The 20,874-nt window shown below is 55.6% G+C and carries 12 protein-coding genes; 5 read left to right on the forward strand and 7 right to left on the reverse strand.

Features of this window, described 5'->3' with window-relative positions; genetic code table 11:
- The first annotated feature begins 44 nt into the window (after positions 1 to 44).
- From AC1DVE_RS14240 to AC1DVE_RS14260, 5 genes are all read left to right on the forward strand, one after another.
- The gene (locus tag AC1DVE_RS14240) at positions 45 to 1,331 is read left to right on the forward strand and encodes an integrase domain-containing protein (protein WP_477783990.1); all 1,287 of its coding nucleotides are present in this window, start codon (positions 45 to 47) and stop codon (positions 1,329 to 1,331) included.
- 995 nt (positions 1,332 to 2,326) lie between these two features.
- Positions 2,327 to 3,727, forward strand: coding sequence for a YfjI family protein (locus tag AC1DVE_RS14245; RefSeq protein WP_477784005.1), 1,401 nt, complete (start codon positions 2,327 to 2,329; stop codon positions 3,725 to 3,727).
- Positions 3,711 to 4,070 (forward strand): hypothetical protein, encoded by a 360-nt coding sequence (locus tag AC1DVE_RS14250; RefSeq protein WP_477783991.1) that lies wholly within the window; start codon positions 3,711 to 3,713, stop codon positions 4,068 to 4,070. Before AC1DVE_RS14245 ends, AC1DVE_RS14250 begins: the two co-directional genes overlap by 17 nt.
- On the forward strand, positions 4,048 to 5,028 hold the full coding sequence (locus AC1DVE_RS14255) for an integrase domain-containing protein (RefSeq protein ID WP_477783992.1): 981 nt from the start codon (positions 4,048 to 4,050) through the stop codon (positions 5,026 to 5,028). The genes AC1DVE_RS14250 and AC1DVE_RS14255 overlap by 23 nt, the downstream gene beginning before the upstream one ends.
- Entirely contained in the window at positions 5,025 to 5,297 is a 273-nt protein-coding gene (locus tag AC1DVE_RS14260) for a hypothetical protein (RefSeq protein WP_477783993.1), read from the forward strand. Before AC1DVE_RS14255 ends, AC1DVE_RS14260 begins: the two co-directional genes overlap by 4 nt.
- 59 nt (positions 5,298 to 5,356) lie before the next feature.
- Here AC1DVE_RS14260 and AC1DVE_RS14265 read toward each other — a convergent pair whose 3' ends face one another.
- From AC1DVE_RS14265 to hhe, 7 genes are all read right to left on the reverse strand, one after another.
- Positions 5,357 to 6,274: a GIY-YIG nuclease family protein gene (locus tag AC1DVE_RS14265; protein ID WP_477783994.1), complete on the reverse strand. Its 918-nt coding sequence runs from the start codon at positions 6,272 to 6,274 to the stop codon at positions 5,357 to 5,359.
- Between the two features lie 201 nt (positions 6,275 to 6,475).
- Positions 6,476 to 9,580, reverse strand: a complete 3,105-nt coding sequence (locus tag AC1DVE_RS14270) for a type I restriction endonuclease subunit R (protein WP_477783995.1) — start codon at positions 9,578 to 9,580, stop codon at positions 6,476 to 6,478.
- On the reverse strand, positions 9,577 to 10,629 hold the full coding sequence (locus AC1DVE_RS14275) for a PDDEXK nuclease domain-containing protein (protein WP_477783996.1): 1,053 nt from the start codon (positions 10,627 to 10,629) through the stop codon (positions 9,577 to 9,579). The genes AC1DVE_RS14270 and AC1DVE_RS14275 overlap by 4 nt, the downstream gene beginning before the upstream one ends.
- Before the next feature lie 73 nt (positions 10,630 to 10,702).
- The gene (locus AC1DVE_RS14280; protein WP_477783997.1) at positions 10,703 to 11,641 is read right to left on the reverse strand and encodes a COG2958 family protein; all 939 of its coding nucleotides are present in this window, start codon (positions 11,639 to 11,641) and stop codon (positions 10,703 to 10,705) included.
- Position 11,642: 1 nt separating this feature from the next.
- Positions 11,643 to 12,998, reverse strand: a complete 1,356-nt coding sequence (locus AC1DVE_RS14285; protein ID WP_477783998.1) for a restriction endonuclease subunit S — start codon at positions 12,996 to 12,998, stop codon at positions 11,643 to 11,645.
- Positions 12,988 to 14,907, reverse strand: a complete 1,920-nt coding sequence (locus AC1DVE_RS14290) for a class I SAM-dependent DNA methyltransferase (protein WP_477783999.1) — start codon at positions 14,905 to 14,907, stop codon at positions 12,988 to 12,990. The genes AC1DVE_RS14285 and AC1DVE_RS14290 overlap by 11 nt, the downstream gene beginning before the upstream one ends.
- Positions 14,908 to 14,946: 39 nt before the next feature.
- A complete protein-coding gene (hhe, locus tag AC1DVE_RS14295) occupies positions 14,947 to 20,694 on the reverse strand; it encodes a DUF4011 domain-containing anti-phage protein Hhe (RefSeq protein WP_477784000.1) in 5,748 nt (1,915 codons plus the stop codon).
- Positions 20,695 to 20,874 lie beyond the last annotated feature (180 nt).

A 20,874-nucleotide genomic window follows, 5' to 3' on the forward strand; every position in this document is an offset into this window, starting at 1 on the left:
GTGCTATTTTTTGGAATACCAAAACGGTGTCAGAGGTAGCGCTCATGCCTGCTCTAGCCCTTCGCCTCTCCGACCGCCAGCTCAAGGCAGTCAAGGCAAAAGACAAGGATTACGTCCTCAGCGATGGTGATGGCCTTCAGCTCCGAGTCAGGAGCAATGGCTCGATGCTGTGGAACTTCAACTACCGCGAGCCGGTAACCAAAAACCGTATCAATATGGGGCTGGGCACGTACCCAGAGCTCTCACTAGCGAACGCCAGGAAAAAAGTGGTGGAAGCGCGCGAGCTGCTTGCACAAGGCATTGATCCCAAGGTGCAACGCAATGCACAGGACGAAGCCAAACGAGCGGAAACGGAACATACGTTCGAGAACGTGGCCACCGCCTGGTTCGAATTGAAGAAGGATTCCGTCACACCAGCGTATGCCGAAGACATCTGGCGCTCCCTCACACTGCATGTTTTTCCAAGCATGAAATCAACGCCGTTATCAGAAGTGAACGCCCCGATGGTCATCAAGCTGCTTCGTCCGATTGAGGCCAAAGGCAGCCTCGAGACGGTTAAGCGAGTGAGCCAGCGCCTTAACGAGATCATGACCTACGGGGTCAACTCCGGAATGATCTTTGCCAATCCTCTCAGCGGCATTCGAGCGGTATTCAAGAAACCCAAGAAAGAGAATATGGCCGCGCTACCACCTGATGAGCTTCCGGAGCTCATGATGGAAATCGCGAATGCCAGCATCAAGCGGACGACCCGCTGCCTGATCGAATGGCAACTTCATACCATGACCCGCCCTGTCGAGGCGGCCACCACTCGATGGGCAGACATCGACTTCGACAAACGCATCTGGACCATCCCTCCGGAGCGAATGAAAAAGCGTCGTCCGCATACGATCCCGTTGACCGAACATGCACTCTCGTTATTGGAAACGCTTAAGCCCCATAGCGGCCACAGGGAATATGTGTTCCCGTCAGATAGAAATCCGCACACCCACGCGAATAGCCAGACCGCCAACATGGCGTTGAAACGAATGGGTTTTCAGGACCGCTTGGTCAGCCACGGCATGCGCTCCATGGCCAGCACAATCCTGAACGAGCATGGGTGGGATCCGGAGCTAATCGAAGTCGCGCTGGCGCATGTCGATAAAGACGAAGTTCGAAGCGCCTATAACCGTGCGGACTACATTGAACGCCGACGCCCAATGATGGCTTGGTGGAGTGAGCATATTCAGAAGGCAGCTACGGGTAGCCTCTCGGCATCTGCGATCAATCAGAGACAGCTACGTCTTGCCGATACGCTAAGCATTCACCAAACGCCGCCGGCAGCCGAAAAATGACGCCCCCAGATGGAGTGATAGTTCTTTTGGCGACAGTGGCGACACCGGCGACAACCCACGTAGTCCGTGGTATGCAGCATGGCGACAGAGGTGGCGACTGTCGCCGTTGGAAGCCTCGCTCTTGGGACCTTTTCGGCTAAGCCCATGCGGGCGGGAAGGCTCCGCATTCCCGCCCGCATGGGCTCACATTAAAAACCGACGAACGACCACCCTGCCATGGAAAGCCATCGGTCTCCAAGGTCTTCCAGCGCTACCGATTGGCGCAAGAGTCGCCCCCAAAATGCTGTTGATCGCTAGCAGAACGAGCGCTAAAACAGAACCGTACAAGCGCGGTCCTCGACAGCACCCAGGTAGCCAGAACCTTTGAGGTTACGCCACATCGTGGTGGTTCTCCCAAAATGCGATTAGCGTCCGGCGGCTCGCACGGTCACTCACCGAGTGATGGATGCCCACTTCAGATCATTGCCATTGCGGCAAATACATCCCTCTCCCCAGCTGCCCTGCAGCAACCTATCCGCTTGGCCATTTCACTGCGCCAACCTGTGCCCGTCTCTTTCTTCTGGAAAGAGACGGGCGCTCATCACCCTGCTGCAGCCCACGTCTGATCGGGCTCTGCGACAACTCACCGCGTGACAATCGGCGTGACAAAACCGATTCGACACATCTCGCATTAACGCTGGCGACGGTGCCGCAGCCCAGGACAGGCTGCACCAGACTGACAGTCAGGCATGCCCCGCTCGCGACGATGATGCCCTCCTCCCGCCCATGATCTCGCGGTGCCGGATTCGTCAACCGGTGCAGCCTCCACCCGCCCGCCTCTTCGGATGCGTTCAGGAGGCCAGATCGATGGGAAATGCCCGCGCTCTTGGGCGTACAGAGCCGTCCGTTCCGCGTCAGTGAACACCCTCACAGGTCGCAGGGGCCTTTATCCCTGATAACACTCAACATCCGTGGCGGGAGCGTGAGGAAAACAACTGCTGAACAGGAGACAGATGATGCTGCAATCAACCTGGAGCTTGCCGCCGCAACCCTTGCTGGAGGCCAACCCGACGCCATTAGATTATCCGGTGGCTGCCCTCGGTGATCTGCTGGGACCGGCCGTCGAGCGCATGGCCGAAGTGATGGGTGTGCCGCAGGCCATGGCGGCGCAATCGGTGCTGGCTACCTCGGCCTTGGCCACTCAGGGGCATGCCAATGTGCATTTGGATGGCCGGGTCTATCCGCTGTCACTGTACCTGCTCACTATTGCGGCTTCCGGTGATCGCAAGACGGCGGTGGATAGGCTGGCCTTGCAGCCAGCCCGCGAATGGGAACGCCTGCAATGGCAGGCCTACCGCGAAAAACTCAGTCGCTATCGCGCCACACTTGCGCAATCGCAGAAGCAGATGGCAACGACCGATAGCCACACCGACACGCCAATCCAGATAGAACCAGAGCCCGTAGCACCACGACTGATCAGCAGTGAACCGACTATCGAGGCCCTGACCAAAAGCCTGTGTTTGGGTCTACCCAGCATGGGGCTGTTCAGCGACGAGGGCGGCCAATTCCTCGGCAGCAGCACCATGAGCCGGGACAATCGCCTCAAGGCGGTGGCCACCTTGTCGTGCCTTTGGGACGGCACCCCCATCGATCGCTCTCGGTCCATGGCAGGGGAAAGCTTGCGCGCCTATGACCGACGCTTGAGCCTGCACTTGATGCTGCAACCTTATTTGGCGGGACAATTGCTCAAGGACCCGCTGCTCAATGGCCAAGGCATCTTCGCCCGTTGCCTAATCACCTGGCCACAGAGCTTGGTCGGACAGCGTTTTTATCAGTCGGTGGATCTCACCAAAGACATCAGCCTCAAACGCTACACCCAACGAATCACCGACCTGCTGCAACGTCCTTGGGCAATCGGCAGCGATGGCGCGTTACACCCCAAAGCCCTGCCCCTCAGAAGCCTGGCCCGACATACCTGGATCAACCTGCACGACACCATCGAAGCCCAACTGGGCGAGTTCGACGAGTTGGCCAACGTGCGCCCCAGCGCCTCCAAGGCCGCGGACAATCTGCTACGGATCGCCGGCGTCTTTGCAGTACTGGAAGACCGCGACCTGATCGAGGTCACCCACATCCAGCGCGCTTCCTCGCTGATGGATTACTACCTGACCGAGATCCAACGGCTGACCGAGCAGGAACCGATCAACACCCAGCGGGAAGAAGCTGATCGGCTGCTGCGCTGGCTGCAGGAAAAACAGTGGCCGCCTTTTACGGTTCGAGATCTGTTGCGCAACGGCCCGCGCTTCGCCCGCAAAAGCAGCCATCACACGTTGGCCCTGCTGGTCGAGTTGATCACTCATCAATGGCTGGGCACCGACGGCCACTCGTTCGAGGTGCGCCATGTTTCGACTCAATGAAGCGCTGCGCAACCGGCGCGCCCAGGCGAAAAACACTCAACATTTACAACTTGTCGCCACTGCTGTCGCCACTTTGTCGCCACGCTCCAAGCCAGATACCACGGGGCTTGTCGCCACTGTCGCCGCTGTCGCCAAATACCAAGGGGACAGCTCACACATCAGCGATCTGATTGAGCGCCTACACCAGGAGGGTGCCGAGTTGTTCTGCCTGGACAACCGGCTGTGTTTTCGTCCCAGTGACTGGGGCCAACTTTCCCCCGTGAACAGCCAGTGGCGCGAGCTATTGGCTTACCTATGCCAACAGGCGAAGGAGCTCCAGGATGGCCCTGGTCAGCAGGCGTGACGGTCGCAACTTTGGTTATGGTCGCCAACTGAGCTACGCCGGTCCGCAGGCGCTCAAGGATCTGTTCGGCGGCGGCCATTTCGCCACGGTCAAAGCCCACAGTGATCGTTGGCAGGCGTTCGTTAAGTGGTGCCGGTCTGAGCAAGGCCCTGGCTACAACGATGCGAGGCAGATCGATCGGCAGACGCTGCTCGACTATACCCAATACCTGCGTCAGCAAATCGACCACGGCGACCTCAGCATCGCCACCGCGCAAAACCGATTGTCCAGCGTCAACCGAACGCTGGCGGCGCTGCGCGGTGATCAGTATGTGAAAGTCCCGAGCCCGAGCCAGACGTTAGGGCGGCAGCGCTCGACGATCCGCACCGTCGCGCCACAAGGACAGGATCGACAGCACATTGAGCGCATTACTCTGGCGCTCAGCGCTCAACAGCTACACCGTGCCTGCGCCATCGTGCACTTGGCTCGTGAAACAGGCATGCGCCTTCGTGAAGCGATTTTGGCTAATCTGCCAAGGCTGCAGTGTGAGGCGAAAAATCTTGGCCGTATCAACATTCAAGACGGCACGAAAGGCGGTCGGTCCGGTGCATTAGCACCGCGCTGGGTAATTGCGACTGAACAGGTCAAAGCTGCGCTGCAGATCGCTCACAGCGCCTCCCCTATTGGTAGTCGCAATCTGTTGGACCGTGATGAAAGCTACGTGCAGTTCATGCGGCAAACGGTGCGTCCGGCGCGAGACATCCTGCATGACTTAGATCTCAAGGGCTTTCACGAACTGCGCGCAGTCTATGCCTGTGAACGCTATGAACGAATCACCGGTTATCTAGCCCCAATCAATGGTGGCGACTGCTACCAACAAGACCGAGCCCTCGATAAAAAAGCTCGTCAACAAATCAGCCACGAGTTGGGGCATGGCCGGATCGATGTGGTCTCTGCCTACATAGGGGGAAGGAGATGAGCAAACCATTCGACATGAAGCTGTTCCTTAATGGAATTCTGGTCGGCTCACATACCACCCGCCTTCGGCATCTTCGGCAGGCAAAGATCATCCAGGCAGCTATTAGTGATCGCTGGCAACGAAACAATCCGTGGACGTGGCAGCGAAAACATCTGGCATGGTTTCTGGAACATTACTTGGACAACCATAGTGAAGCGACACGTTATTACTACCGCCTTACAGTCCAGTTGATCATGTCTCGACTTGGAAGATCATGGCCGCTGCCGTAAGGACATAAGAGACTGAACGTCCCGCATTGCGATCGTGGTCCACCATTTATGTTTATTAGCTACCGTCTCCGCTGGCGTGACTTGAGTTGTGGCAACCAGTGATCAGGATTCGAAGTTTCAGTGCCTATTTGAATCAATGTCGGATCGGATCTGCCATCAACCCAGGTCCGCGGCGCGGGAAGAGAGAGAGCCTTGCGTATTGCATTAGAAGCCGCCGGCCACGAGCCTTCATACAGAAAGTCGTTGATCAGAAGAGGAAGGCCATGGGGAGCAATTAACGGGCGCCATGTTCTGCTGACAACCTGGCAAAAGCTGCCTGCCTCGAAAACTACGTGTGCCGAGTTATCCGCGTCTTCAGGCGCAGGAAGCCATAAGAGCCGTTCACCGGGTATCAACCGTTCGCGCCCGTTGATCACCCCATTTGCAACAGTTTTGTTACGGTCTAGATAGGGAACGGGATCGTCGGTGCTACCGTGATCGCCGTCACTAAACCCCGCGACTTGGCTAGATGACCCGGTCGCATAAATCTCAAGAAAATCGCCTTCAGAATGAACCTGCCACAGGTCGAGAATTTCTGCGTTACCTGCCATGACTTGCGTGAAATTTCTATAGCCGATCAATACAAATATCTGTCCTGCCTTCAGCGCTAAGGAGAGGCGATCCCCATCTGCTAACACGTGCGGCTTCTGGCTATGCCAACTATCGACGCCGGATGCGTCGATCAAAGCACGACGGACAGCTTCAATCGCCGCCTCGACTCCGACCTGAAAAAACTCTCGCGCCTTGTTGTATCGGTGCTTTTCCAGAAGCTCATGAACCCTATATTCAACGTCACGAGGTCGCGAAGTTGTAGTACGAAACTCGATGTCGAAGGCTGCTGGTACACCCGTCGTGTATAGATCCTTTGCCCTATCTTCTGGCAAATTCCCCGTCAAACCGATCTTCACAAGGCCAGGCATTGCGCGATTGGTAAGCACGTAGACGAATCCAACGCTGTAAGACTTAGTCGTCATCGTTGTACTAATCGGTTGTCTATTGCCGCGAGGGGCATGCAACGGCCCTCTCTACGCATAGTGGCAATATGAGACAGATTTATTTTCAAGCTTTGAGTGTCCTTTCCTGTCCGATAGCGGCAGATCGCGCTTAGCGGTTTCGTATTAGCATCGCCTCCGAAAAACCTACATCCACGTCTCACAGAGCGCTTCTGCCTGCGCCAGAATCAGCTTGGTCGCTTCCTCTTGCTGATCCGGCGGATACTTATATTTACGCAAGATGCGTTTAACCAGCAATCGAAGTCTAGCCCGAACGCTTTCTCGATTACTCCAATCCACCGTGACACTCTTCCGAAGGCTGTCAGTCAACTCATGAGCGATTTTGGCCAATATTTCGTCGCCCAACTCGCGCACCGAAGACTCGTTGTTCGCCAGGGCGTCATAGAACGCCAATTCGTCATCATTCAGACCGAGCTCATCTCCGCGATTGCTGGCTGAGGCGAATTTCTTGGCCATTTCAATGAGCTCTTCGATGACCTGTGCGGTTTCGATCGAGCGATTCTGGTAGCGCTTGATAACGTTATCGAGCAACTCAGAGAATTTTTTCTCTTGCGCCAAATTGGTACTGAAGCGGCTCTTGATCTCGCCCTCAAGCAAGCGCTCAAGCAGCTCTACCGCCAGGTTTTTTTCTGGCAGGTTCCGGACCTCGGCGAGAAAGTCGTCATCCAACAATCCTATGTTGGGTTTGTCCAGGCCCACTGCCTGGAACACATCCACCACTTCCCCCGAAACTACCGCGTTACCGATAATCTGACGGATCGCCAGTTCACGTTCTTCATCGGTCTTTTTCTTCTGGCTTACGTCGCGCTTGATCAAAATCACTTTGATCGCTTGAAGGAAAGCAACCTCCTCGCGTACAACCTTTGCCTCGTCGAGGGTGCAGCACAAGGAGAACGCCTTGCTCATTGCTAATGCTGCATCAGCAAATCGCTTTTTCCCGTCTTTGAGGCCCAGCACATGGTTAGCGGCGCCCGCCAACAGCTTGTGGCCTCCAATTAGAAAGTCGCTGTAATCAAAGCCGTGCAGAAAGCTACGGAGCAGATCGAGCTTTTCTTCCAATACTGAGTAGACCTCATAGGCATCAACCGTCGGACGGCCTTTGCCTTTGCTTGCGGTGTATTCCTTGAGTGCGGCCTTGAGTTCGTTGGCGATCCCGATGTAGTCGACAACCAAGCCACCCTGTTTGTCCTTGAACACCCGATTGACGCGTGCGATGGCCTGCATGAGGTTGTGGCCCTTCATGGGTTTGTCCACGTAAAGGGTGTGCACGCAGGGCGCGTCGAAGCCAGTCAGCCACATGTCACGAACAATCACCAGCTTGAGCGGATCCTTGGGATCCTTGAAGCGCTTCTCCAGCCGTTTCTTCACTTGGCCTGGATAAATATGCGGGCGCAGCAATGCCTTGTCCGAAGCACTACCAGTCATCACGACTTTGATCGCGCCCTTCTCCGGATCTTCGTCATGCCAGTCCGGGCGCAACGCCACGATTTCGTTATACAAGTGAACGCAGATCTCTCGGCTCATTGCCACGATCATGGCCTTACCGCTCTGCGCCTGATTACGCTCTTCAAAGTGAGCAACCAAGTCTTTTGCTACGCTTTGAATACGGGGTTCAGCACCGACCACTTTTTCCAAGGCCGCCCAACGGCTCTTCAAGCGTGATTGCTGATCCTCTTCTTCGTCTTCGGCTAACTCGTCGACTTGATCGTCAATGTTCGGAAGTTCACTGGCCTTCAGCGACAACTTCGCCAGGCGTGACTCAAAATAGATAGCAACGGTGGCGCCATCTTCCTTAGCCTGCTGCATGTCGTAGACGTGGATATACTCGCCAAACACTGAGCGAGTATCACGATCTTCACTAGACACAGGCGTGCCGGTAAACGCGACAAACGTGGCGTTCGGCAGCGCATCACGCAGGTGCTGTGCGTAGCCTACCTGGTAGCGAGCCCGACTTTCGGCGACCTGAAGTCCATTAGGCGCTTTCAGTTCGGCGTTGAATCCATATTGAGTGCGGTGGGCTTCGTCGGCGATTACCACGATGTTTGGGCGCAGGGACAGCACCGGGAAACTGTCTTCATCAACCCCAGGCATGAACTTCTGGATAGTGGCAAACACGATACCGCCACTTGGGCGATTAGCCAGTTTGGTGCGCAAGTCACCGCGGGTCTCTACCTGTACAGGCTGCTCGCGCAGTAGATCCTGAGAGAGTGAAAACACCCCGAACAGCTGACCATCAAGGTCATTGCGGTCAGTGATCACCACAATGGTCGGGTTCTCCATGGCCGCTTCCTGCATCACCCGGGCGGCGAAACAGGTCATGGTGATGCTTTTACCAGACCCCTGCGTATGCCAAACCACGCCACCTTTGTGCGTCCCGCCAGGGCGCGATGCGCTGACGACCTGTTGGATTGCCGCTCGCACAGCATGGAACTGGTGATAGCCGGCGATCTTTTTTATCAGACGACCGTCGTCCTCGAACAATACGAAGTAACGCAGGTAGTCGAGCAGCATCTCCGGAGCCAATACACCACGAATCATAGTCTCCAGCTCGTTGAACTGCCCCAACGGGTCAAGGTCCAGACCATCAATGGTCCGCCAGTTCATAAACCGCTCGGCATCCGCCGACAGCGAGCCCATGCGCGCTTCACTGCCGTCGGTAATCACCAGGATTTCGTTGTAATGGAACAGGTCAGGGATCTGCTCCTTGTAGGTTTGAATTTGCTTGAACGCTTGCCACAGATCGGCATTCACGTCGGCGGGGTTCTTCAACTCCAGCAATACCAGTGGCATCCCGTTAACGAACAAGATGATGTCCGGTCGCCGGGTATGTTTAGGCCCCTGGATGCTGAACTGATTGATCGCGACCCAATCGTTGGCCTTCACCTCAGCCCAATCGATCAAGCGAATGAAGTCACCTCTGGTTTCGCCCTCTTTCTGATATTGCACCGGCACGCCGCTGACCAGCAGTCGATGAAACACTCGGTTTGCCGACATTTGCACAGGAACGCCCAACTCCAGCACCTGCTTCAATGCATCTTCGCGCGCAGCCAGGGGCACCTTGGGGTTGAGTCTGGCGATAGCACTGCGCAACCGCTTCACCAGGATGACCTGATGGTAGTTATCGCGCTCGGGGCTGTCGCCGTCATAGGCAATAGTCGGCCCATAGACATGGGCGTATCCCAACTCACCTAGCCACCCAAGGGCTTCTTTTTCAAGCTGGTCTTCGGTCATTCCAGTTCACTTCCTGTGTCCATTTCCCCGGCCAGCTCCGCCTCGATCTCAGCGATGCTCGGTAGTTTGCCGCCCAGAGCTTCGGGCAAATCACGCAACAGTTGATATTCAGCCACGCCAATAGGCTTGTCGATGCCTGACAGGGCGTACTCGGCAACCAAGCGGTTCTGCTGCTTGCACAGCAACAGCCCGATGGTGGGATTGTCATCCTCGGCTTTGATCTGCGCGTCAACGGCAGCCAAGTAGAAATTCAACTGGCCGGCATGTTCAGGTTTGAACGCCGTAGCCTTGAGTTCCACCACCACATAGCGTTTGAGCCGAATGTGATAGAACAGCAGGTCGATGAAGAATTCATCACCACCGACTTCAAGGCGAAACTGCCGGCCGACGAAGGCAAAACCGGCCCCTAACTCCAGCAAGAAACGGGTGATATGACGAATCAGCCCGTCTTCGATTTCGCGTTCCTGAGCGTCATGGCCCAGGCCAAGAAAATCGAACAGGTACGGATCTTTTAGGGTTTCCTGGGCCAATGCCGAATCAGCGGCGGGCAGGCGGGCGACAAAGTTGGTGACCGCTGAGCCCTGGCGTTGCTGCAGTCGGCTCTTGATGTTCAGCTCCAATGTACTGCGTGACCAGCCATGCAGGACAGTTTGTTGCGCATACCACTCGCGCTCGGTAGGGCTGTCCAGCTTAGTCAGTAGGGTCACTACATGGAACCAGGGCAATTGGTCAGCAGGCTGCTGACCAAATTGGCGATCAGGGCAATGCTGAGCGAAGAAGCGCATGTACTTGAGGTTGCTGGCTGACCAGCCCTTCATATCCGGAAAAGCATCCTTGAGGTCGCGGGCCAGGCGCTCAATTACCTTGGCGCCCCACCCATGGGCCTCTTGGCGCTGTTGAATCTCGCCGCCGAGGCGGTGATACAGCTGCACTAACTCGGCATTGACTGCCAGCGCCGCCCGATGCCGGGCCTGAGTAATGTCGCCTTTAAGCTGAGTCAGCCAGTCGGCGTAGCCCTCAGGCAGTGCGGGAATAGTTCCCTTGCTCATACGCTAGCCTCCTTAGCAAAGGCCTCTGGCTCAGGGCCGCCTGCCAACCCGTCGAGCAATAACTCTAGTGTCATCACTCGCCGGCCTCCCACTCCCTGGTTGATAGTTCACCGGTCTGGTGGAAGCGACGTATGCGGCCGATGAACTCGGCGAAGTCGCCATTCTCTTCAGTCAGTCGGTTACACATATCCCAGTCGATTTCGCTGCGCTCGCGAGCAGGGATCAGAATCTGGCTCTCCGTGGGACTCTGTACGTCGAGCTGAATCACACCAATGCCATGAGCTGCGGCGAGCATGCGTAACTCTTTGAGCGTGCCGTCGCCTTCCACCGTGGCTGCCACCAGGTAGCCGAAATGCGCCCAAGATGAGTTGGACACTGCCTGAAAGAAGCTCTTGCGTGCATTGGAACGATTGAGCAGCAGCTTGACCTCGAATGACCACAGTCGAGCACGACGCTCGCCCAGCACGCGGACGCAGTCACGCAAATCTAGCGTCCAGTCGGCAGTCAGGTCTTCCAGGCCTACCAGATCCGGATGCAACCATTCGTTGCCACCGCTACCAGCACGGTTGGACGAACGTTTTTCGTTGATCCGCATGGCGTACACCCGCTGCTCGTCAGTCAGCAGGTATTTCGCCAGGAACGGATAGAGAGCATGCTCACGCAACGGCGAGGGCTCAGGCAGGTCTGACGGGAAGAGTATTACCCCTTCTGCCGCCGCCACTTCAGCGTTGGCATCCATCTCCGACCAGTAATAATGACGTGGCCGTCCTTCGGTCGTTTTCAGTTGAGAGTGCATCTGCTGCCATCGCGGGCGGGAACCAGAGATCTCCGCCACCAGTTGCTGTACCAGGTCATTGTCAGTCTGGATGTAACTAGCACTGCCCGCTTTCTTGACCGCGCATTCTGCAGGAAACTGCTCGAATATCCATTGCGCTAGTTCGCGGGCGGTCTGCTGGGTATCGGGCAGCCTTTGCAGGCGTTCGATTACGCGTTGGCGCAGATTCAGAGCCATATCAGATAGCCTCCGACAGGGCGTTTTCGACGTTAGCTTCCGCTTCTGCTAGGCGCAACTGGCCAGAAATCAGGCGAGGCAGTAGGGTGTTGCGGAGTTGGGTGAGGGTGTTGGCTTGTTGGGTGCCCGCGAGGATGCGGTGGAATAAAGGGCCAGCAATCCTCTCGAAGCACGCCAATAACGCATCCGGGATCTGCAACGTTTTTGACACGGAAAAGGTACTCGTTGTAATCGTGTCAAATACGGACCCATGCGCTTTCTGTGTAAGCGCATCAATTTCTTTCTTCAAGACTAAATAGAGGGCAACTGGTGTTCCGGCCTTAGATTCCAATGCATAACAAGTTTGATTCATAGCCATTGTCATACCGAACATAACCATGCGCCCCGTTGTAGCGCCTCGCGCTACAACCACAGTGCTGAATGCCGGAATCATTCTGGTAGCGCTTTTTTGAAGCCCGAGGGCCGTAATGGTGCGATCCGTACCCGTCAGAATTGAGTTAGGCGCTTGAGAGACGTCTTTCGCACTAGCCCACGGAATATCCCCTCCCCAGTATTCAGCATGATCTGTCTTTGGAGTGCCTCCGCTTAATAGATTTGCAATATCGAGTATTGAGCAGATCTGCCACCCCCTCGGTACCAACCCCAGCTCGGACTCTTCAAAGCTATCGGGAAACAACGCCGCGGTGGCCGCATCCATGCCTTCCGGCTCAAGCCCTTCAGCCTTGGCCCGCACCGGATCGAAATCGACGAACCAAGATTTGAACAGCGCCTGAGCGATGGCTTCCAGGGTGGTGCTGGTTTCACGTAGCAGGGTGATGCGGTCGTCGAGAGCGCCCAGCAGATCGGCTATAAAAATTTGATCTGGTAATGGGGGGATTTGAATCATTGATTCTTTTATAGCCGAAGTCGACAGATTGACTTGGACACCACTATTTGCTCGTGTACGAAGGTATGTGACGTGCGGGCGCGAGTTCGAATAAAAGTAAAAAAATCTTGAATTCAATAGATCCGGGCGTTTCACCCTTATGCAACCTACTCGCTGGTTCAGTACAAACCTGTCCGCGTGAGAAATCCAAGCAGTATTACCAAGGATGGCAACCTTATCCTTCATGTCCGTCATAGCAATGACGACGTCATTCGGTTTCAAAAAGTATTTATCAAGATTACGTCCGTATTTTCTTGGTACAAAGACCGGAGTGCTATCCTCTTTAAATCCACCGCCACGGCTGATGTAACCCATCCGAAAGACTTCAACTGTTTCAGCTGAAGAGGCAACATAATCGGTACTTTTAAATGCAAAACCATTGATGAACTCGCACAGCTCATCCAATTGATAAGGCTGCCACTCAGAACTCATAGCCCAGCCCCCCCAGCTTCTGGCGGATCAACTGATCGAGTTCCGCGCCCTTGGCCATCTGCTCGCCCAGCAAGGCGGTGAGGTTCTGCATCTTCTCAGCAAAGGCTTCGTCATCATCCTCAACGGCTTCGGCACCGACATAGCGGCCTGGTGTCAACACATGGCCATGCTCGGCAATTTCCGCGAGGGGCACGCTGTGGCAGAAACCGGCCACATCGACATACTCAGTAATCTCGCCGCCGACATCCAACGGTTCGCCGCGCCAATTAGCCACGGTCTGCGCAATGCGCTCGATGTCGCTGTCGAGCAGTTCGATCTGCACCCGACTGACATTGGTACCCAGTTTACGGGCGTCGATAAACAGCACTTCGCCAGGACGGGCGACTTTCTGCTTGGTCAAAAACCACAGGCAGGCCGGGATCTGGGTGTTGAAGAACAACTGACCGGGCAATGCGACCATCACTTCCACCACATCCGCTTCGACCATGGCGCGGCGAATGTCACCTTCAGTGTTCTGGCTGGAGCTCATCGAGCCGTTAGCCAGGACGATGCCGGCACGACCGCTGGACTTGAGGTGAAACAGCATGTGCTGCAGCCAGGCGTAATTGGCATTGCCTTGCGGCGGCGTGCCGTAGACCCAGCGAGGGTCGCCTTCGAGGCTACCGTGCCACCAGTCGCTGATATTGAACGGCGGGTTGGCCAGGACGAAATCGGCACGCAGATCGCTGTGCTGATTGCGGATAAAAGTGTCGGCTGGCTCACGGCCAAGATTGTAGTCAATGCCACGAATGGCCAGGTTCATCGCCGCCAGACGCCAGGTGGTCGGGTTAGACTCCTGGCCGTAGATGGAAACGTCACCGAGTTTGCCGCCATGGGCTTCGATGAATTTTTCCGACTGGACGAACATGCCTCCCGAACCGCAGCAAGGGTCGTAGACCTTGCCATGATGAGGGTTAAGCACTGCGACCAAGGTTTTGACGATACTGGCCGGTGTATAGAACTGCCCACCCTTCTTGCCTTCGGCGCTGGCGAACTGGCCGAGGAAGTATTCGTAGACCTGACCGAGCAAGTCGCGGGCCTTGTTGGCGTCACTACCAAAACCAATGGTGGAGATCAGGTCAACCAGCTCGCCGAGCTTACCGTCCGGCAGCTGAGCACGGGCATAGCGCTTGTCGAGGATGTTCTTCAGTTTGGGGTTTTCCGCCTCAATCGCGCTCAGGGCATCATCGATGCGCTTGCCAATATCGACCTGCTTGGCGGCAGCGCGGATCGACTCCCAGCGAGCAACTTCAGGCACCCAGAAGGCGTTGACTTCGCGGTAGTAGTCCCGGTCTTCGAGCTCTTCAGCAAGCAGCTCGGAGGCGTCTGCTCCCAGGTAGTAGTCGTCGCTTTCGTCGGTAAATTTGCTTTCCAGCTCACTGCGGCGACCAGCAAAGCTGTCGGAGATGTACTTGAGGAAGATCAATCCGAGAACAATATGCTTGTACTCGGCGGCATCCATATTGGCGCGCATTTTATCGGCAGTGGCCCAGAGGGTTTTCTCCAGGTCTTGCAGGGTCATGCTGGCCTGAACCTTGGGCTTCTTGATCGTCTCAATAACCTGCGCTACCGAAACATCTTCGAGCTGGGCCAGATCGAAACGCTCCCGCGCCTTGCTCAATGCCTGCTCGGCCAGACTCACCACGCCGCCAGCCGGCTGCTGTGCACGCTTCACCGCACCGCCACGACCACGCCCCTTGGCCAGCACGCCTTCTTCGATCAACCCATCGCGAGCAATCCAAAACTCCTCCTCGGTCATCAGCGGAAACTGTCCATGCAGACGCTCTAGAAGTGATTGGTTGCCAATGGTGTTGCCATCGGCAGGCACTGCCGCCAGGAGTGCCTCGCGAAGGGTGGTGAGATCCGTCATTTACTACTCCAACGGCCCCCGCGTTGCAGGGACTTCGAATTATTCGTGCTCACTAATCAAGGTGAGCACGTCGTCAATGTATTTGCCTTCCGCCGGATTGGTTCCCGTACGCAGATAGCCAGGGATCAGTTGTTGAAACTCGGTCCGATCCTCTGGCATGAACTCCAGCAAGGCTTCCATCATGGCGGAGCGAAGCAAGCGCTGATTATCCGGTATGTGAGGCAGCTCAGGGCGAATTACCTTCTGGTCCAACCAGATAAGCTTTTCACGCAGGCTATGGCTACCGTCTGCGGTGATGCGCTCGGCATGCTCGTTTTGCTCGTCGGCTACCTGCTGGATTGCCAGCTCTTCAGGCTTCTCAATCAGCTCTTCGGCCTCTTCGACCGGCTCAGTTCGTAACCGCGCAAGCTCCTGAAGGATGGGTTCGATTTGCACACGGGCATTACGGAACCAGTCCACCGACCAAATGCGGCGAATATTCCAGCCCAATTGCTCCAACACGCTTTGACGGAGACGATCACGGTCACGCGCTGACTTAGCCGAATGATAGGCCGCACCGTCGCATTCAATCCCCATCAGGTAGCGGCCGGGCTGTCCTGGATCACGCACAGCCAGATCAATGAAGAAACCTGCAACACCGACCTGCGGTTCACATTGATAGCCATGGCGAGACAGCATCTCAATGACAGCCACCTCGAAATCACTGTCGGGAACACGCTCGGATTCCTTAATGTGCGGCATGCGGCCGGACTCGGCGAAATGTAGAAAATCACGCAGTGCCTGCACTCCTCTGCTGGAAGTACCAGTCACCACTACATCGGTCGAGCTAAACGAGGAGAATATCTGCATGCGTTTCTTGGCGCGGGTATACAGCACGTTCAAACGTCGCCATCCGCTGGCACCGTTAATCGGGCCGAAGCGCTGAGGAACGGTACCGCCTACTTCCATAGGGCCGTAGGTGCCGGAGATGTAAATAACATCTCGCTCGTCACCCTGGACGTTTTCCAGGTTCTTGATGAACAGTGGCTCATCCTGACTTTGATTACGGTCCAATGCGACTTGCAGTTGCGGGCTTTGTTTGGCCAGCTGTTCAAGCATCCGCTCGATCTGATCAGCCTGTTTGACGTTCATGGCCACCACGCCCAGCGACTCATCAGGGCGGTGAATTACGTGGTGCTCAATGGCCTTGGCGACAACCTCGGCCTCTTCAATGTTGCGTTGTTCGACAAAACGCCCGCGGGGCACTCTGACAAACTTGACGCCGAACTCTGCGGACTCACGGTGCGGAGATGGGTACACCACCAGGTTGCTTTCATAGAAGGCTTTGTTGGAGAAGGCAATCAGGCTCTCGTGACGGGAACGGTAGTGCCAACGCAGACGTCGCAGTTTGAACAGCGGCATGGCGGCTTCCAAAATGCTTTCCGAGTCCTCGGCCAATGAAACATCAGCTTCATCGGTGTCCGAATCGCCACCGTTGCGGGAGAAGAAGTTCGTCGGCGGCAACTGTTTCGGGTCACCCACGACCACTAACTGTTTACCTCGGGCGATGCTACCCAATGCTTCTTCCGGGCGCATTTGAGAGGCTTCGTCCATGACAACCAAATCGAACTCGACGTGGCCAGCTGGCAAATATTGAGCGACGGCCATTGGCGACATCATGAAGCAGGGTTTGAGGCCCTGTAGCGCTTCAGCTGCACGGTTCATCAAGCTGCGGATCGGAACATGCCGTGTCTTTTTCTCAGCCTCACGCTGCAGCAAAGCCAGTTGCGTAAAGTCTCTGACCGCTCCATGACTATTTCCAACAGGAATATTGTTCTGACTGATACGTGACGAAACCTGCTCACGCTGAAGATGCTTGAGCTGCTCATCGATATCAGCAAACCGAGCGCGGATGGCCTCCTGTTCTTTGCCCGAAAACTGACCCAGCGCGGGATCCAGCTCAAGAATTTGCAAGGCCCAGCTGTCAAGAAGCCCGAGCAGACAGGCATCAATACAGCGCTCAGACACCAATCTTTGCATTTCGATTGCTTCGACGACTGTCTCGAACCCCAACTCGACCAGGTGCAAGCGCAAGCGGCGGTACTCGAACCAGTGGTCGAGTAGATCGGGGTTCTGAGCGGCCCAGGCCAGACGGTTGTCCATGGGCTCGAAATCTGCTTTCTCAATGGACTGCCACCACTGACCGGAAATAACCGCAGCACCTTGGAAAAACGCTTCCAAGGACTGCTCCCAGGCCTCTACCGCTAGAGCGAGCGCAGCACCTTGTTGATGCCAATGGAGAATCAGCGCCTCGGCTTCTTTTGGCATGCACGCGGTCAACTGCGGAATAAGAATATCCCGAATCGGCAACGCCAAAATGGGTTGAACGAAGGCAACGGTATGCCGCCAGGTCGTCAAACGAGGTCGGGCCGCTGAAAGATTGTCTATCCGAGGAAGCTCTTCACCCAGCAAGCAGGTTTGTAGCACGGAGTCGCTTTGCAGTGCTGCCGAGCGGGCCTGCCAGCTCTCCACCGACTGAATCAGCTGCAGTATTTGCCCCATCGTGGGCTTCTCTTCGCTGATTACGGGTAACAACGAGCACAGCGCAGTTCCGATGTCGTTGATAAGGCGAGCATACAGCCCCTCTGGAGCGAGCAAATCTTCCGAACGCAAATCATGACTGTCAAAGGGCAACAGTTCTTCCAGGTCCAGTCGATGCTCCAGAACATCCAACAGGTAGGGCTCGAGCTCTGCGCTATCGCTCGAAATGCCGGCCAGTAGCGCCCCATCTGTCTTAAGCAGGTACTCCGCAACCCATACTTTTGCACCGAATCCACGTCCGCATTCTGTACGCAGGAACTTGTACCAGCCCCGCAAGCGCTTGAGTGCGTCGATCGGAGTATCAAGCCCTTGGAAGTGTTCACCCAGCTTCTCGGTGAGCACTTTGCTTTCATTCAGTTGACTGTGTTTTTTCAGATAAGCGATAACATCTGGCAAGACCACCAGAAGCTGGTTCAACTTGAGCCCTGGTCGCGCCATAGCCAAGATCTCGGCTTTAGCAGAGCGCCATTGTCCCTTGAACCAGCGAAAAAGTGATTTATCTGCCAGAACCCGACTCAAGTCTTCCAGTCGCGTATGACCAGGCAATCGATCCAGAGTGAAATGGTTCGCAGCCAGCTCCTGCAACTGCCTGATGACAGGAATGTCGTTGTCCAACTCTACGAGCAAACTGTCCAAGGTCTCGTCTTCGAAGCGTTTATGGCGAAGAGATGCCAAATCCTCAGGCATCGCCGCGAGCATTTGCAGAAAGAGCACTACTTGCTCAATACCGATAAAATCGCTTCGTAAGCCTTGAACCGCAGCCCCTTCCGCTAACAGCCGAATTAGCATTTGAACGCGTGGGGCCAGTTCCAGTAACTCCTCAGCCTCCTCGATCACATCCAGCAAGGCATTGAGGGATAGGGCCTCATCGCCGTTATGGAGACGTATGGCCGCGCAGGCTTTTTTGATAGAGGCTATCGCGTGCCCAGAGCTAATGACATCCGCGCGCAACGATCGAGCTAGTACGCCTTGCTCGTCCAACAAGGAGTCCATACCTTGCAGCCACAGTTTCAACGCCTCACAGGACTCGATATCCAGTCGCCCCAACAGATCCCAGTCCTCATCACCTTTAGGTAATGCAAGTACCGGAATTGAAGCTGCTAAGCTTCGCAGCTGATCTGGGCTGTAGGCTTCCAGAACAGATACCTGCAGCTGTTCTGCTAATCGAGGACGGAAAGCGGCTAGACGATGCAGCGCCTGCTGAGCCTGGGAGAGACTTTCTAGAAGTGCGGAGCGCTCAGCGCCAGTCACACGAGTTTTTGTGCTACCAAACCATGGGTGCGTTTCAAGTTTGCCAGCGTGACCAGCTTCCTCAGCCGTCTTGCGATAGATGTGTGCATAAAAGCCGGCCTGCTCCTGCAAATGCGTTTTATCGATTCGCGCCTCCGACTGCGGATGCAGATCGGAAGGTTTAATCGACAATGCCTCACGCAAACGGGTTGCCTGCATTAGCACCTCGTGAACACTCATTCCCGACTCTTCGAACTGGGCATGCAAGTGATGCACGTGCTTGTTGAGTTGCTGCTTCAATCGCTCATAGTTGGCAATCAGATCCGTAAGCTGCTTGGGCGAGCGAAAGCCACCGCTGTTCTGAATTCGCTGCCGGATGCTATCGATAACAGCGCTCTTTTGACTCTTATGGCTATGCAACTCCAGACAAAAATCGCCCAAGCCTGCTCTCGTAAGTCGAGTCTTGACCACCTCAAGCGCTGCGCGCTTCTCCGCGACGAACAACACTTTTTTGCCTTGGGCCAGCGCCGCCGCAATCATGTTGGTGATGGTCTGAGACTTACCGGTACCGGGCGGCCCCTCGATCACAAGATCATCCCCGCGAATCACGTCTATCAATGCGCTGTGCTGAGAACTGTCGGCGTCATCGATTAGAGGAAACTGCAGGTGAACCTGCTCAATGTCGTCTATTGAATGCTCGACGCAAAATGCGCCTTGCTTTCCTGACGAATCGGCCGGCAAACCGTCCATCCCTGTAAGCCGTTTAACCAGACCGTGATCCAGCAATGATTGGTCTTTCCAACGACCTGGATCAAGGTCGAGATACATCATCAACTTGCCAAACTCGAACAAGCCAAGCGATGCGTAACGATGCACCTTCCAGTCAGGTTTAACCTTCAGCACCGTTTCAACAATGCGCTCGAAGTATTCCTCGGGCGTGCTGTCGTCGGTTATCCGCGGTAGCGCGATACCAAAATCGACGCGAAGCTTTTCCCGCAATGACAGGTTCGTAAGAATGTCTTCGCCAGTAGGATGTACGCGGTATTCGAACGTCGCGGTTTGAGGATTGAGCTTGCCTTTCTCCAGATTCACTGGCACCAGCATCAGCGGCGCTAGGCGGGTGCTGTCTTTACCTGCGACTGAGTCATCCCACTCCAGGAACCCGAGCGCAAGATAAAGAATGTTCGCACCCGTTTCCTCGAGAGCCGATCGCGACTGGGTATACAGAATCTGTAGCCGCGACTCCATCTCCGCGGGGTAATAGAGCGTCTGAATCGCGTCGTCAGAATGCTTACCTGTTTGCCCGCTTTCAGGGGGCAGTGGTAGCTCATAGCTGGTCGCTATACCAAGGATCTGCGCCCAGACTTCTGCCGTAGGCTGTTTCTTTAACTCAACAACTGCGCCTGTCTTTTCGTCCAGTTTCAAAAAGCCGTGGGTAAGTAGCTGCCTTTCCGTTGGTTCAGGAACAGCAGCAAATCGCATGGATTTTTCATCTGCCAAGGTATCGAACAGGTGATCCGGCAACTCATCAATAATCCGTACGAAACGTTTGGAGCGCGCATGTGAAAAGTTTAGCAGCCGATTGCGGGCGCTGAGGTCGAGAAGCCTGCTTCTCAGCTTCTCTAGGCTTTCCGGTATCTCGCTTGGGGGGGTATCAAGGTCATCCCAATCGGTAAGAGGCGCTGGATCAATGGACTTTGAACGGCCCTTGGACTCGGTATCGAACCGATAAACCGACCCTCCCCGGCCGCCGCCTTTATTGAGCAGTCCCTGGGTAATGAGCTCGTCGCGCAGGCTCCAGTACTCTTCCTCAGAGACGGCAAAATTCTGAAGCTCAGCTCGCCGATCGATCCGGTCCCTGAGTGACTTGTTGCCAACGGCCGTCCCGTCTGCGGGGACCAGTTCCAGTATCCATTGCAGAACAAGTTCATACCGCTGGATAGCCAATGCTTCAGGGCCTGAGTTCACGTCGATCACCGCTAATTTTTGGGGCAACTGCCTGATGAGTTTTTTCTGCGCACGGTAAACCGATGCTCAGCTTCGGCTGGCCGCGATAACAAGAGAGGCTTTGTAGGGGCGCTGCCGATTTTTCAGTGCGCTCAAGATGCCATCCTTGGGAAACAGCGGTCTGCCTGGAGATTGATGGATGTCACAATA

This window comes from Pseudomonas sp. P4_B4 (assembly GCF_056402255.1).